Source organism: Niastella yeongjuensis (genome assembly GCF_900110245.1).
GTDB lineage: Bacteria > Bacteroidota > Bacteroidia > Chitinophagales > Chitinophagaceae > Niastella > Niastella yeongjuensis.
The window spans coordinates 384,788-399,613 of record NZ_FOCZ01000002.1 but is presented as its reverse complement, the minus strand read 5'-3'; the positions used below and the strand labels follow the sequence as shown (position 1 = coordinate 399,613).

The following is a 14,826-nucleotide window of genomic DNA, read 5'->3' as shown; positions in this document are numbered from 1 at the left end:
TTTTATTAAGTTCTTACTGTCCCGTATACACCTTCACGGTGTCTTTTAACTGGTCATCACTTTTAATGGTAACCGGTGTTTCTTCTAATGGGTTCTTTTTGAAAAATCTCTTCTGGAAGATCAGGATAGCGATCACCCCTACCGAAATAGACGCATCAGCTATATTAAAAATGGGTGAGAAGAAAGTGAAACGCTCACCGCCCCAGAACGGGATCCAGGAAGGTAATACCTTGTTATCGATGATGGGTGCATAGATCATGTCAACCACCTTACCATGTAAGAAGCCGGCATAACCGCCACCAGCAGGGAACATATGGGCAAGGCCTGAACCATCATTGCTTCCGGAGAAGATCATTCCATAAAACAGGCTGTCTATCAGGTTACCCAGTGCACCGGCAAAGATCATCGATACGCAAAGAATAAAACCACGATGGTATTTCTTGTCTACAATGCTCTTGATGTAATACACGCCAAAGATCACGGCAATCAGTCGAAAAACGGTAAGGGCCAGTTTACCCCAGTCGCCACCAAACTTCCATCCCCAGGCCATACCTTCATTTTCTATAAAATACAACCGCAGCGTTTTACCCAGCAAATAAATTTGCTCTCCATATGTCATGCTGGTCTTTACCCATATTTTTAAAGCCTGATCGGCGATAATAATTCCCAGTATTACCAGGGCAACTGTTCTGATCTTCACTATGCTAATTTTTAGTTTCCAAAGATAAGGTTTTATATGCTTGGGTTTGCCAGTAATTGATGAAGGGTTATTCCTCAAAATACACTCTTTTTACCCGCTGCGAAACAGTGGCAAGCAGCTCATATGGAATGGTTTGGGCCCAGTGTGCCACCTGTTTCACCGGCAAATCGGTGCCAAAAATGATCACCTCGTCGCCCTCCTGAACATGTGAAATATCGGTAATATCAATCATGGTCATATCCATACATACGGTTCCAATAACCGGCGCCAGGTGGCCATTTACCAGCATTTTACCGGCTCCGTTCCCCAACCGCCGGGGATACCCATCTGCATACCCTATGCGCACTGTGGCAATGCGTGTATCCCTGGTTACCAGGCCCCTACGGCCATAGCTTACCGTTTCTCCCTCTTTCAGCTCCTTGATCTGGGCAATGGTCGATTTCAGGGTGGAAACCTCCCGCAGATCGAGCCCGCCTTCCCCAAAACTGTCGCCGCCATACAGGCCAATCCCCAGCCGCACCATATCCAGGTGCCATTGCGGATGACGAATGATACCGGCTGTATTCACTACATGTCTTATAAAAGGATACGAAAGAACCAACTGCAACTGTTCTACCATTTGCATATACAACGCACCCTGCTGATTGGTATAAGCATCCTGTTGCCGGTCTTCGCTCGACGCCAGGTGTGTAAATACCGACTGCACCTTAAACAGCGGCGTACGCAGGGAATTTATTACCACCGGTAATTCCGCCCGGGAAAAGCCCAACCGGTTCATCCCCGTTTCCAGTTCTATGTGTACAGGGAACTGCTGAATGCCCTGTTTTTTAACAAAATCTTCAAACAAGGCAAAAATACCCGGCGCATACAGATCGGGCTCCAGGTTGTATTGCACCAGCACATCAAAGGTCGACTCCTCGGGGTTCATGACCATAATGGGCAAATTGATGCCGGCCTTACGCAATTCCACGCCTTCATCGGCATACGCTACTGCCAGGTAATCGACCCGGTGGAATTGCAGCGCATTGGCAATTTCATAACTGCCGCTGCCATACGAAAACGCCTTTACCATGGCCATGATGCGCGTACTTGGCTGCAACCGTTGCTGAAACTGTTTCAGGTTATGGGCAACTGCGGTAAGATCTATTTCCAATAAGGTTTGGTGTACCTTTTGTTGTAACAAACGGTCAACCTGTTCCAGCTCAAAGATGCGGGCACCCTTTAAAAGAATAACCTCATCTTTAAAGGGAATATGATGCAGCTCTTTTATAAAAGCGTCTACCGACGAATAAAACGCCAGGTCAGGAATACCGGCCGATTGAAAAATTGACTGGTGATGCGAAATGCGCTCCCCTATCCCGATGAGGCGGTTCACCTGCCGCTGTTGCAGCAAACGGGCCACCTCGGCATACAGGTCTTTTTCTGAACGGCCGCTTTGTAAAATATCTGAAAGAATGACGGTGCGTTTTCCATGTTGCTGCTGCTGACTTAAAAAATCAAGCGCAATGGTAAACGAGCTGAGGTCTGAACTGTAGCTGTCGTTGATGAGGGAACAATTGTTAAGCCCTTTTTTTAGTTCCAGCCGCATGGCCACAGGCCCCAATTGCTGCATTTGTTTTGTTATCTCCTCCTGCGGTACCTGTAAATGCAACAGCACACACCAGCAGTGAATGGCATTTTCAACCGAGGCATTATCGGTAAACGGGATCGTGATACCGATCTCCAGTTGCTGATAGGTGGCCGTAATAGTGGTCCTGTTTTCTTCTTTATACACCTGGCGAATGTGCAGCACCGCTTCGCTCACCATGCTCCAGCTGAAGATCTCAAAGCGTTTGTTGTTGGGCAGCTGTTGCCATAAAGCTGCTACCCCACTGTTTATTTCTGGGTCATCCTGGCAATAGATAAGCGTTTGAACATGTTTGAACAGTTGCAGCTTTTCATTCACCTTCTGCCGCACGTTTACAAAACCTTCGCTGTGCGCTTCACCCACATTGGTAAATATGCCAATAGTGGGCTGAATGATCTTTTGCAGTTGTTCCATTTCGCCGGGCTGCGAAATACCGGCTTCAAAGATGGCCAGTTCATGCTGCTCGTTCAACGGCCAAACACTCAGCGGTACGCCTATTTGTGAATTGTAACTTTTGGGACTGCGAATAATGGTGAACCGGTCATCGAGCAACTGGTTCAACCATTCTTTTACAATGGTTTTCCCATTGCTACCGGTAATGCCTATTACCGGCAGGTTGAATTGTTTGCGGTGCCAGGCTACCAGGTTTTGCAACGCCTGCAGGGGATCCTCCACCTGAATGATATTGGCATCGGCCAATACGCTCAGGTCCACGGTATCGCTCACCACAAAATTGCGAACACCCTTTTCATACAACTGGGTAATAAAGGAATGCCCGTCGCGCCGTGGCCCTTTCAGCGCAAAAAATAAAGAGGTTTGTGGAAATATGAGTTTACGGCTATCGATCAGCAGTTGTTCAATCAGCGCATTGTCGTGTTGAACAAGCCACTTCCCTTTAATAATGGAAGCAATATTGTCAATAAAGTATTTCACCCGGTTAATTTGATCAGTGAATTTCCCGGTCTATACCTGCATCTGGTCCCTTACCGTTTTCATGGGCGCGGTTACTTACATTGATTGAATAAATTATAGAGGCGAGAATGCAGGTAACTATTACCAGCAGGGAAACATATATCGGAATTTCTTTAATACCTGCGTATTTTATCAGCAGGTCTTCCAGCAACATTTTCAACCCGATAAAGATCAGGATAATCGCAATACCATGTTGCAGGTGTCCAAACTTATCCTTAGCACCCTGCAATAAAAAGAAGAGCGAGCGCAAGCCCAGTACGGCAAAGATGTTGGAAGTATATATTACCAGTTTGTCGCCCTCTGCCAGGGTAAATACGGCTGGAATGGAATCGAGTGCAAATAAAATATCGGTAGTACCCAGGATGATCACAACTACAAACAGGCTGGTAAATAATTTCTTTCCTTCTTTTCTGATGGACCATTTACCATCACCGTCTTCCGGCGTAAGCGGCAATACTCTTTTCAGCAGCTTATACACTTTGTTACTTTCCATATTCGGGGCTTCCTCATCTTCGTCATGTTTTGTTTTGAACATGTTGAAACCGGTATACACCAGAAACGCACCGAATATATACAGGATAAAGTGAAACCGTTCTACCAGCTCTATGCCAATAGCTATAAAAATGATCCGGAAAATGATGGCCATTAGTATACCTATGAGCAATACGCGGCCATAAAATTTATCCCTGACTTTAAAAGACTGAAATATAAGAATGAAGACGAATATATTATCAATACTCAGCGACCACTCCATTAAATAGGCACTTACGTATTTAATGGCCCGTTCATGACCATTCTGAACCCAAACGAACACGAAGAACGCCAGGGCCAGTGAAACCCAGAAGGCGGTTTGCCACAGGGCTTTTTTTATGGTTATCTGGGTAGTTTTTTTACTCAGTAATCCAAGGTCAAATGCCAACGCCACTACCAATAAAATTCCAAACGTAATAAACGTGATCTGCTCAGCTGTCATGTCTAAGTTAAATGGTTGGCAAAGATAGCCAAATAAGGTTACCGGGCTAGGGTTTGCTGCAGTCTCTTAATTAAGGAAAAGTTACAGGTTGCAGGATGCAAGGCTTTAAAAATTCTTGAATCCTGCCTATTGGTCGACATGCTTGCCTGCCATGAAACCTGAAACCTGAAACTATTTCACCTGGTATTTCCGTTTCCGAATAGCCTGAAATACAAACCCAAACAACAATACCACCCCCACAGGTAACGCGATATTCATCAACTGCCACTGGGTGCGGTCCTCTTCTGTTTTTTTGGTATCCAGCAGGCGGAGCGCAAAGTCTTTACCCCGGGTTTCCAGGATGTTCGAAGAATCGGTCAGGTATTGTACACAGTTGAGGAAAAAGTCTTTATTGGCATACTGATTATGCGTAAATTGGTTGTACCCCATCGGCAGCGGGCCTTCATTTTGTGTTACCACATTGGCCACAATGTCGGCATCGCTTATTACGATCATTTTGCTTTCCTTTTCCGTAGCAGCCCTGAATGGCTGTTTGTACAGACCGGCCAGGGTATCCAGCTCACCGGTTGACAGGCGATTGGTATAAAGGGAGGAAAATCTTCCTTCGAGCAGCACGGCAATGGGAATGAACGACTGGTTAAAGGTTTTCAGATCGTCTTCCGTTTTAATACTGTTCAGGGTTACAATGGCCGGAGTAGTAACAATACGGGAACTTTCGGAAGAAGCCAGCAGTACTGTCTTTTTAATATTATTTTTTATCGTATCGATCGAGTTGGGGAAGATACTTAATACATTATCGAGGTTCTTGGCAATGGGATGGCCCGAGTAGGAGGATAATGTGGGGAAGTAAGGCCAGGCTACCAATTGCATTTGTGGCTGATTGCCATAACTGCCTACCACCAGGGGTATTTTATCGCATTGAAGGTCCTGCACCAGGTCGCCATTGATGCGTACGCCATATTTGAACAACTGGTCATCGAGGTTCAGGTTGCGGTCGTAAGCTACAAAATCGCTGTGTGAGCGCATGAGGCTGTCCATTTCGGCATATAATCTGTCTATGAGCCAGATTACCTTACCGCCGTTCATGATGTACTGATCGATCTTTAGCTTTTGATTATTGGTAAACGGTACAGTTGGCTTTACGATCACCAGGGCATCAAAAACATTGGGAATAACCGGCACGCTGTCGATAGGCAGAAAACCAAACCGGTATTCTTCCCGCAGGGTGCCATCGATGAGATCTTTGACATTTTCATTAAACAGCTCGCCGTTACCCAGTAAATAACCGACAGCGGGCACGGTATCGGCCGTGACTTTTTGAATGGAGCGGATCAGTTTATATTCCAGCAATGCTTCGGCATTGTTCAGCGATTGTACACCACCCCGCATATCCTGCCCCTGCAGCAGGTCAATAGCTACCTCGCGGTCTTTATATTTAACCAGGGCGCCGGGGTATACCAGGCGTTCTTCCTGTGCCTCGCCGGCTTTCGCTTTTACCTGAATGTTAGTAGGTTTCAGACCAAGTGTGTCTAAATGCGCCTGAAATTTTTGTTTGTCGGCATCGCTCAGTCCTTCGCCGGCTTTTTCAAATTTGAATTGAATATTGCTGCCACCCAGTTCTTTAAACTCCTGCAGCATTTCCTTGGCGCTGTTGGACAATTTTTTAAAGCCAGCCGGCATATCGCCGGTGAGCAATACGGTGATGGAAACTTTATCGTGTAAGCCTTTTACCATTTTTTTGGTAGCGGGCGACAGGGTATATCTTTTTTCCTGAGTAAGGTCAATACGGGTATGCACTACTGATGCCAGGTAATTGATACCCAGCAGTACGATCAGCAAAAACAACCACCATCCTTTTGAAGCCAGTATTTTGTTCATGGTGAATTATCGTTTCAATAAATTGCGATTGGTAAAGATCAAAAAGAACAGAATAACGCTGAGAAAGTAAATTATGTCGCGGCTGTCTACCACGCCCCTGCTTACACTGCGGTAGTGAAAGTCGATGCCCAGCATTTCGATGTAGTAATCGGCCCCGGCCTGTAATGCCTGAATGCGGCTGATGGCGTTAAACCCGCTGTACAGCACAAAACAAAGAAATGCCGCCGCAATAAAAGCCACCACTGCATTACTAGTAAAACTACTACAGGCAATACCGATAGCTACAAATACGCCGGCCAGTAAAACCAGACCAATGTAGCTGCCAATGGTTCCGCCCATATCGATACCTCCGCCGGTGGCAGCCAGTTGCTGAATACTGATGGGATAAATAATGGTGGGAATTAATGCAATGATAACCACACCCAGGGCGCCGAAATATTTACCCGAAACCAGTTGCCAGCGGCTAAGCGGCTTGGTTTGTAATATTTCGAAGGTGCCGCCTTTGAATTCGTCGGCAAAACTGCGCATGGTAATAGCAGGTATCAACAATAACAATATCCAGGGGGCCAGCTCAAAAAATTTGTCAAGGGTGGCGAACCCGAAGTCAAGGATATTGGTATCGGGGAATACGAACAAAAACAGACCATTCAATAATAAGAATACGACAATTGCGATATAGCCGGTCAGGCTGCTGAAAAACTGCCGGAATTCTTTTTTACATACTGACCACATGGAGCGAAAATAAGTGATTATAAGTATATGCAAATAAAAGATGCCGCCCTATGACGCGCGATTCAGGTATTTTATTATATTGCGTGAGTTGTTTTTAACTATCCAATGAAAAATCGATACATCCGGTTACTGTCTATTTCTGTTCAATTATAAAATAGCCGAAACCTACTGCATAAAAAGTCCCCCCGAAATATGGGGGATTTTTATTTTACACACCCTCTAAAGGGGCAGAAGGCAAAGGGCAGAAGGCAGAAAGAATACACTTCTGCGCGGCAAATGTCAACTTGTTAGCTTTCCCTCTATCAACTCTTTCAACTCGTCAATTCCATCAACTTCCGTCTTCGTCTACTTGTCAACTCCACCACTGAGTCTGGTCAGATTTACCCAATTCTCGTATATGTTCCGTACATGTCTCGTATATATCCCGTATATGTCCCGTTCCTTTATAGATACGAAACATATACGGAATACATGCGAAATATGGGTGTTACAACAAGGAAAAGTGAATAAATCCGGAACGATACCGGCATGAAAAAGCCCCGGACCCTAACCGGGACCGGGGCGAACTATATTAGAAGTAATGTACTATCTGGCTTATACAGAGAAGCTTTCGCCGCAGGCGCAGGTACGGCTGGCATTGGGGTTATTGAAGTAAAACCCTTTACCATTCAACCCTTCAGAAAACTCCAGGGTGGTATTGAACAGGTACAAAAAGCTCTTCATATCGGTAACTACTTTCAGGCCTTTGTCTTCAAATACCTGGTCGCCGGGTTTTGACTGGTTGTCAAAATCCATTTTATAGCTAAGACCTGAACAACCGCCACCTACTACTGATACCCGCAGAAAATAGCCGGCTTCAGCAGTTTGTGAAGATTCCAGCATCAGTTTGTCTACTCTTTCTTTTGCTAAATCGCTTACGAAAATCATATTCTTATAACGCTTTTTATAATCCGTTTGTTTAAAGATAACCAATTAAATGCCTGTTTCCAAGCCTTACTGGTTGTATTTTAACCCGCTAACTGGCTGGCCCTCAGCTGCTCTACAGTTTTTTTAACTTTTTCTATCACATAGTTGATCTGCTCTTCGGTAGTATATCTGCCGATGGAGAAGCGCAAGGAACTATGTGCCAGCTCATCTTCCACTCCCAGGGCTTTCAGCACATAACTGGGTTCCATGGAGGCGCTGGTACAGGCTGCCCCCGATGAAAGGGCTATTTCTTTGTTCAAACCCATCATGAGCCCATCGCCATTTACAAAGTTAAACGATATATTGGCTACATGGGGCAGGCGGTGTTGTTGGCTGCCATTTACAGATGTAGCATCCAGTTGTAACAGGGCATTTTCGAGTTTATTACGCAGGTGGCTCATGCGTTCGGCATCTGAATCCAGCTGCTGGCGGCAGATATCGGCGGCCTTTCCAAAACCGGCAATCCCAGGTACGTTCAGGGTACCGCTGCGCATTCCTTTTTCGTGGCCGCCGCCATCCATTTGGGCGGTTAACCGTACGCGGGGATTCTTCCTTCGGACATATATCGCCCCTACCCCTTTTGGTCCGTATAATTTATGGGCGCTGCAGGTAAGGATGTCGATCCCGTCTTTTATTACATCAACCGGTATTTTACCTACGGCCTGGGTGGCATCGGTAAAGAACAACACGTTGTGCTTTTTTGCCAGGGCCCCTATCGCCTTTACAGGCTGAATGGTACCCGTTTCGTTATTGGCGTACATAATGGCAATGAGAACAGTGCGGGGCGTGATGGCCGCTTCCAGCTGTTGCAGGTCTATCAGTCCTTCTTTATCTACGGGTAAATAGGTGACGGTTCCACCCAGTTTTTCTATATGCTTACAGGTATCCAGCACGGCTTTGTGTTCGGTAACACAGGTTATAATGTGGTTGCCCTTAACGGCATACATTTCAAACACGCCTTTTATGGCCAGGTTATCGCCTTCGGTAGCGCCCGAGGTAAAGATGATCTCTTTCGGTTCGGCCCCAATAAGCCGGGCCACCTGTTCCCGGGCATAATCTACCGCTTCTTCAGCCTGCCAGCCAAAGGAATGGGTGCGACTGGCCGCATTGCCAAACTGCTCGGTGAAATAAGGCAACATCACTTCCATCACCCGCGGATCGCAGGGTGTGGTAGCGTTGTGATCGAGATAGATGGGCAACTTTAGCATGGTCACTTGTTTTCAATACAAAATTAGGTGGTTTCAGGATGCGGTTTCAGGTTTCAGGTTCGCGACTATGATTTAGCCTCCCAGTGACGGGTTACCTGTAACTGGTAACCGGCCCCTGCAACCTGTAACTTGCAACAGTTTCTTTACATTACAAATGCACCAACCGACCAGACAATCTTCTTCCTACAGTCCATTCCTTTAAATTTGTTTTCTTTATAAAGAAATAACAACCTGATATGCTGAAAGTTGAACACATTGGTATTGCCGTTCGGGAATTATCGGTATCGATTCCCCTGTTTGAAAAACTATTGAATACGCCCTGCTATAAAACAGAGGGGGTGGAAAGCGAACAGGTGTCTACCGCTTTTTTTAAAACCGGTGATACCAAAATAGAATTGCTGGAAAGCAGCAGCGCCGAAGGGGTTATTGCCCGCTTCATCGATAAAAAGGGCGAGGGCATTCATCATATTGCTTTTGAAGTGGCAGATATCGAGGCTGAAATGAAACGGCTGGTGAGTGAGGGTTTTGTGCTGTTGAATGAACAACCCAAGCGGGGCGCGGATAATAAACTGGTGTGCTTTCTCCACCCTAAAAATACAAATGGCGTATTGATTGAATTGTGTATGGAGATAAAAGGCAGTGGGCAGTAGACCCTCCTACGCCAAGGCTCCGGCGGGCAAAGCAAACAGCTTAACTGATCAACAGGTTAACTTCTCCCTCTATTAACCCTGTCAACGTATTAACGTGTCAACCTGTTAACCTATCAACTTGTTAACGTGTCAACTTGTTAACTGATCAACTTATCTACTCCGTCTTATGCTCGGGGCATTCAATGCGCAGTTCATCTACCACCAGTGGGTTTTGCATCAGGTTACAATAATGGGTCTGCTGGCGGTCGCCATTGTAGTAATAACAGGTATAACACATGCGCTGGGTAGAAATAATACCGTTTTGATTCAACCGGTATATTAAATCGAGTACCGATAGCAGGAACTCATTCTTTTGCTGGGGCGACAGGGTGGCAATGGCGCCATCCAGTGGTTTTGTAAAATTTTCTATCATCCCGGTTAACTTAGTGCCCTTATCGGTAAGCGAAAAGTTGAAACTGCGGGAATCGAGCATGTCATCAGCTCTTTCTATCAACCCTTTTTGTTCCAGTACTTTTATTGAATCGCTGATGGTGGCCTTGGTCATGTTGAACTCACGGGCCATGGAGGCTATGCGGCGTTGCTTATCGGAGTTATGATACTTGATAAATATCAGCAACTGCATTTGTATGGGGCTTAGCTTGTGTTCTTTTGCTTCCATCCATAACAAAACCCTAAAGACCTCAGAAATTTTTTCCAAAGCGGCTACTATCTTGTAGTCTACATTAGTAATATGACGCTCCGGGTCAAATGCTGACATGGCAAAGCTATTCGCTTAAAGATACAATCTTAACCCGATGAATATAATGGTAAAAAGACTAATAATTAGTACACAATCGGAGGTAAAAATCAGAAGCAATTGTAACTGTGTTGGTTATGTTAAAAAATAGTTTGGCCTGAAATAAAAAAAGTTCCACTGTAGACACAGCGGAACCATTACTGTTTACCTAATATGAGGACCATTTAAACCTACAATGCTATTTTCTTAACCTCGCTCCAGCCTTTACTATCACTTACCCGTACTGCATACACACCGGAGCCGGCACTCATCGCGTCTACGATAAGCCGGTTAGAAGCCTGTTTGAATTCTTTGCGCACTATAACCTGTCCGCTCATGTTTATCAACTGTATGGAAACGTTATCTTTTGCATCGCTGTTAAAGTCGATGATAACTGTTTTGTTTAAAGAAGCATAGATGTTGGCTACCGTACTGTTTTCATTGTCGTTTATTTCACGGATGATCGAGTAAGAAACACCTCCGATCTTGTCAACCTGACGTATGCGGTAGTAATCAACAGCATCTGTAATATTATTATCGGTATAACTGTATTTGGTAACCACGCTGGCTGTACCTGCGCCTGATACCGTGCCTATTTGTTTCCACGTGCGGGAATCGGTACTTCTTTCTATTGCATAATAGGCATTGTTCAATTCTGAAATGGTTGACCAGCTGAGCTGAACATTGGCGCCCTGACGGGTTACATAAAACGATTGAAAGCTGGCGGCCAGCACTGACCATGGTTCAAAACCGGAAGTGCCGTCATCTGCATACTTGGGGCCGATTACCGGAGGATCTCCGCCTTTCCATTTAATATCAGAACCAAGTTTTATTTGATCACTGTTTCCATTCCCTATAATTTTTCCCCCGGTTTGAACGAAAATTTTGCTTTTGTCATCCAGGTCTAATTTGCCGTTGGTGGAAAGGTCCAATACCCCACTTACTATGATTACTATCTTATCCAGTTTGTTGTTGCCAGACACTGTTACGGTAACGCCACTTGGAATTATGAGCGTGTCTCCATCTGCAGGTGCTCCGGCCGGACTCCAGGTAGAGCTACTGGTCCAACTACCATTAGTAGCCGTTTTTCTGGTTGCCATCAGGGTGGTAGCCATCAGTAAAGTAAATAGGGTTACGAGCAGGGCTTTCATGGGGTAAACAGATTTGATCTATTGTTTCCAATCCACGTACCTGTTTTTTCCGGCATGGCTGAAAAGAACGCAAATAACGATGCCGGAAATGGGTATTTATCCTTATATCTAATTGACTGTCACTTGCCATTTATAGTTTCCCACATTCTCAAAAAAAAGCATATTTCCTACCGGTGAATACTAGCCCAGTATGCGGATTTTTTCCCATACATGGAATATTTTTACAATAAGGGGAATTGATTAGAGAGGAGTAGAGGGTTTTAGGCGTGGGGCTAATGGTTTTAAGGGGAGTTTAGCAGGTTGATAGGGCGGTTGATCGGTTAACAAGTTAACACGTTGACAGGGAGGAAGTGAGTAGTGAGTAGTGAGTAGTGAGTAGTGAGTGGGCTACCGAAAGTGCAGTTGCCTGAAAAATCGGAAACTCGCTTGCGGCTGCTTATGGAAGCGCGTATCCGCCTTTGGCGGATGAAGCCTGAAGCTGTATTGGCTTACAGCTTACGGCTAAAAGCTAACAGCTAATCTTCTTCGGGCTCTGCAGTTTTATTTAGTCCGAGTTTATCGATGGCGATGGCGGCGGCTATTTGACTGGCGTCTTTTTTATTATAGGCTTTGCCTTCAGCGAGGAGTTCGCCATCTACTACGGCGCCAATGGTAAACAGGCGACGGCCGCCTTCTATGCGTTCGTCGAGGGTTTCGAACTCGAGGTTCTTACCATTTTTATTGGCCCAGCCGTATAATTTATTTTTATGGTTGATCTCGAGGTTTTCCAGGTCTTCCATATACAAATGGGGGATAATGATGCATTCAAACACCCATTGTTTGGTTTTACTAAAACCCCGGTCCAGATAAATGGCGCCTACCACTGCTTCGAGGGTATTACCAAAGATCTGGCTCATTTTAAGGGAATTGTCGAACTTATTGTAGAAGGTGATCTTTTTTAAACCCATTTTGATGGCGATCTCATTGAGTTTATTCCGGTTCACCATTTTGGACCGCATTTCGGTAAGGAAGCCTTCTTCTTTGTAAGGATATTTTTTAAAGAGAAAATCAGCTACGATTCCACTGAGAATGGCGTCTCCGAGGTATTCGAGCCGTTCATTATTTTCATCGGCACTATCCCTTACCGACCTATGGGTAAGGGCAGCCTTATATAATGCGAGCTTGCCCGGGGTAAAACCCAGTACATTGCGCAGATTCTTTTTAAAAGAAAGATTCTCTTCTTTGCCTAAAAAGCGGTCCAGGATTCCCACAATTGTCAATCTACAAATTTTTCATTAAGCCAAAAAATCATAATAGGGCCGGACTCCGCAATCATCAAAATCTTTGATAGTATTTCAACAACATTGCGTATAAAGCTACGCTTCAAATTTTTTCACGATTACGCAGGCGTTATGCCCTCCAAACCCAAAAGTATTACTTAATGCAGCACGTACAGTTCGCTGCTGGGCTTTTTCAAAGGTGAAATTTAATCTGGAGTCGAGCTCAGGGTCGTCGGTAAAATGGTTGATAGTAGGCGGTACGATGTTGTGTACCACAGCCTGGATACAGGCAATTGCTTCTATCACCCCGGCGGCGCCCAAACAGTGACCCGTCATGGATTTTGTAGAACTGATGTTTACTTTAAAGGCATGTTCGCCAAAAACATCGGTGATTGCTTTTATTTCTGCAATATCGCCCAGCGGGGTTGAAGTTCCATGGGTATTAACATAGTCAATATCCTCGGGCTTCATGCCGGCGTCTTCAAAAGCAACCAACATTACATTTTTAGCGCCTAAACCTTCGGGATGCGGGGCCGTAATATGATGCGCATCAGCAGTAGCACCGCAACCAGCAATTTCGCAATAAATTTTTGCTCCCCGTTTCAGGGCATGCTCCAATTCTTCCACAACCAATACACCGGAACCTTCTCCCATAACAAAGCCATCACGGTCTTTGTCGTAGGGGCGGCTAGCCGATTTTGGATCATCGTTACGCTCGCTCAGGGCTTTCATGGCATTGAAACCACCTACCCCGGCTTCGCTGATAACACTTTCAGCACCACCGGTTAAAATGATATCTGCCTTGCCTAACCTGATGAGGTTAAATGCATCCATAATGGCGTTGGTAGAAGAAGCGCAGGCACTTACTACCGCAAAATTAGGACCACGGAAGCCATGTCGCATGGAGATATGACCAGCTGCAATATCCAGGATCATTTTTGGAATGAAGAATGGATTGTAGCGGGGGGTGCCATCACCTTTGGCGAAGTTTACCACTTCTTCCTGGAAGGTAATTAAACCACCGATGCCACTTGCAAATACAACGCCTACCCGGTCAACGTTGACATTATCTTTATTAATGCCGGCGTCCAATACTGCCTGATCACTTGAAATGATAGCAGTTTGGGTAAAACGGTCGATTCTCTTGACTTCTTTTCGGTCCAGATAATTCAACGGGTCGAAATTCTTTAACTCGCAGGCAAAGCGTGTTTTGAATTTTGAAGCATCAAACTGGGTAATAAAATCGGCACCGGATACTCCATTAATGAGTCCGTTCCAATATTCTTCTAAATTATTTCCGATAGGTGTAAGGGCACCAATTCCGGTTACAACAACTCGTTTCAATTGCATAGCTCTTGCCAGAGGGAGTTTTAAGTAAGAAATCCGCTTTCGCAGCATGCGCCCAGCTATCGAAAGCGGATTTAATTTATTGCACCTGATCTACAAAATTCAAATTACTTAGCATGCTCTTCTAAGTAAGCAACAGCCTGGCCAACAGTGGTAATTGTTTCGGCCTGTTCATCAGGGATGGAAATATTGAACTCCTTTTCAAATTCCATAATTAATTCCACGGTGTCGAGAGAATCGGCACCTAAATCATTGGTGAAAGAAGCCTCATTGGTAACTTCTGCTTCTTCTACACCAAGCTTATCAACAATGATCTTTTTAACTCTTGTTGCGATGTCTGACATTTTTGTAAAGTTTAGTTACGGCTGCAAAAATATAGATTTTGGAATAATGACAATAAAAGCCTGGTTTTTAATTAATCTTGTTAATATTTTGTGATTTACGACTTTTATTGTAAAATCCCGCCCCCTCCACAGCCAGCGGAGCCACCATAAACGGAATATGGGCAAGTTTATGCTAAACCAGGCGCTTTTATTTTTCATAGGGGGAATAGGGGCAGATATGCGGTAAATCCTTATATTGCAGCGC

General features: G+C 45.0%; 13 protein-coding genes. 1 reads left to right on the top strand and 12 read right to left on the bottom strand.

Annotated elements, in window-relative coordinates; translation table 11 throughout:
* Positions 1–13 precede the first annotated feature (13 nt).
* The 7 genes from BMX95_RS06345 to BMX95_RS06315 form a co-directional block, all read right to left on the bottom strand.
* Positions 14–700, bottom strand: coding sequence for a lipoprotein signal peptidase (locus BMX95_RS06345; protein WP_081201799.1), 687 nt, complete (start codon positions 698–700; stop codon positions 14–16).
* A 67-nt stretch (positions 701–767) separates the two neighbouring features.
* A complete protein-coding gene (locus BMX95_RS06340) occupies positions 768–3,260 on the bottom strand; it encodes a bifunctional UDP-N-acetylmuramoyl-tripeptide:D-alanyl-D-alanine ligase/alanine racemase (RefSeq protein WP_242673147.1) in 2,493 nt (830 codons plus the stop codon).
* A 13-nt stretch (positions 3,261–3,273) separates the two neighbouring features.
* Positions 3,274–4,272, bottom strand: coding sequence for a TerC/Alx family metal homeostasis membrane protein (locus tag BMX95_RS06335; protein ID WP_081201133.1), 999 nt, complete (start codon positions 4,270–4,272; stop codon positions 3,274–3,276).
* Positions 4,273–4,443: 171 nt separating this feature from the next.
* Positions 4,444–6,150, bottom strand: coding sequence for a gliding motility-associated ABC transporter substrate-binding protein GldG (gene gldG, locus BMX95_RS06330; protein ID WP_081201132.1), 1,707 nt, complete (start codon positions 6,148–6,150; stop codon positions 4,444–4,446).
* Between the two features lie 6 nt (positions 6,151–6,156).
* Entirely contained in the window at positions 6,157–6,882 is a 726-nt protein-coding gene (gldF, locus tag BMX95_RS06325) for a gliding motility-associated ABC transporter permease subunit GldF (protein ID WP_081201131.1), read from the bottom strand.
* Positions 6,883–7,476: 594 nt separating this feature from the next.
* A complete protein-coding gene (locus BMX95_RS06320) occupies positions 7,477–7,809 on the bottom strand; it encodes a HesB/IscA family protein (RefSeq protein ID WP_081201798.1) in 333 nt (110 codons plus the stop codon).
* Positions 7,810–7,889: 80 nt separating this feature from the next.
* Complete coding sequence (locus tag BMX95_RS06315) at positions 7,890–9,056, bottom strand: IscS subfamily cysteine desulfurase (protein ID WP_081201130.1); 1,167 nt, start codon at positions 9,054–9,056, stop codon at positions 7,890–7,892.
* 236 nt (positions 9,057–9,292) lie between these two features.
* On the opposite strand from BMX95_RS06315, the gene mce reads away from it, so the two are divergent.
* Positions 9,293–9,706, top strand: coding sequence for a methylmalonyl-CoA epimerase (mce, locus tag BMX95_RS06310; protein ID WP_081201129.1), 414 nt, complete (start codon positions 9,293–9,295; stop codon positions 9,704–9,706).
* Between the two features lie 154 nt (positions 9,707–9,860).
* On the opposite strand, the gene BMX95_RS06305 is transcribed toward mce, so the two are convergent.
* The 5 genes from BMX95_RS06305 to BMX95_RS06285 form a co-directional block, all read right to left on the bottom strand.
* A complete protein-coding gene (locus tag BMX95_RS06305; protein ID WP_081201128.1) occupies positions 9,861–10,463 on the bottom strand; it encodes a MarR family winged helix-turn-helix transcriptional regulator in 603 nt (200 codons plus the stop codon).
* 209 nt (positions 10,464–10,672) lie between these two features.
* Complete coding sequence (locus tag BMX95_RS06300) at positions 10,673–11,632, bottom strand: T9SS type A sorting domain-containing protein (protein WP_081201127.1); 960 nt, start codon at positions 11,630–11,632, stop codon at positions 10,673–10,675.
* Between the two features lie 515 nt (positions 11,633–12,147).
* Positions 12,148–12,882: a ribonuclease III family protein gene (locus BMX95_RS06295; RefSeq protein WP_242673166.1), complete on the bottom strand. Its 735-nt coding sequence runs from the start codon at positions 12,880–12,882 to the stop codon at positions 12,148–12,150.
* 105 nt (positions 12,883–12,987) lie between these two features.
* Complete coding sequence (gene fabF, locus BMX95_RS06290; RefSeq protein ID WP_081201125.1) at positions 12,988–14,241, bottom strand: beta-ketoacyl-ACP synthase II; 1,254 nt, start codon at positions 14,239–14,241, stop codon at positions 12,988–12,990.
* A gap of 104 nt (positions 14,242–14,345) precedes the next feature.
* On the bottom strand, positions 14,346–14,582 hold the full coding sequence (locus tag BMX95_RS06285; RefSeq protein ID WP_081146706.1) for an acyl carrier protein: 237 nt from the start codon (positions 14,580–14,582) through the stop codon (positions 14,346–14,348).
* Positions 14,583–14,826 lie beyond the last annotated feature (244 nt).

Excerpts from the sequence above, each read along its gene's own strand:
- BMX95_RS06335 (WP_081201133.1), bottom strand. The coding sequence starts at position 4,272 with ATGACAGCTGAGCAGATCACGTTTATTACGTTTGGAATTTTATTGGTA.
- gldG (WP_081201132.1), bottom strand. The coding sequence starts at position 6,150 with ATGAACAAAATACTGGCTTCAAAAGGATGGTGGTTGTTTTTGCTGATC.
- gldF (WP_081201131.1), bottom strand. The coding sequence starts at position 6,882 with ATGTGGTCAGTATGTAAAAAAGAATTCCGGCAGTTTTTCAGCAGCCTG.
- BMX95_RS06320 (WP_081201798.1), bottom strand. The coding sequence starts at position 7,809 with ATGATTTTCGTAAGCGATTTAGCAAAAGAAAGAGTAGACAAACTGATG.
- BMX95_RS06315 (WP_081201130.1), bottom strand. The coding sequence starts at position 9,056 with ATGCTAAAGTTGCCCATCTATCTCGATCACAACGCTACCACACCCTGC.
- mce (WP_081201129.1), top strand. The coding sequence starts at position 9,293 with ATGCTGAAAGTTGAACACATTGGTATTGCCGTTCGGGAATTATCGGTA.
- BMX95_RS06305 (WP_081201128.1), bottom strand. The coding sequence starts at position 10,463 with ATGTCAGCATTTGACCCGGAGCGTCATATTACTAATGTAGACTACAAG.
- BMX95_RS06300 (WP_081201127.1), bottom strand. The coding sequence starts at position 11,632 with ATGAAAGCCCTGCTCGTAACCCTATTTACTTTACTGATGGCTACCACC.
- fabF (WP_081201125.1), bottom strand. The coding sequence starts at position 14,241 with ATGCAATTGAAACGAGTTGTTGTAACCGGAATTGGTGCCCTTACACCT.
- BMX95_RS06285 (WP_081146706.1), bottom strand. The coding sequence starts at position 14,582 with ATGTCAGACATCGCAACAAGAGTTAAAAAGATCATTGTTGATAAGCTT.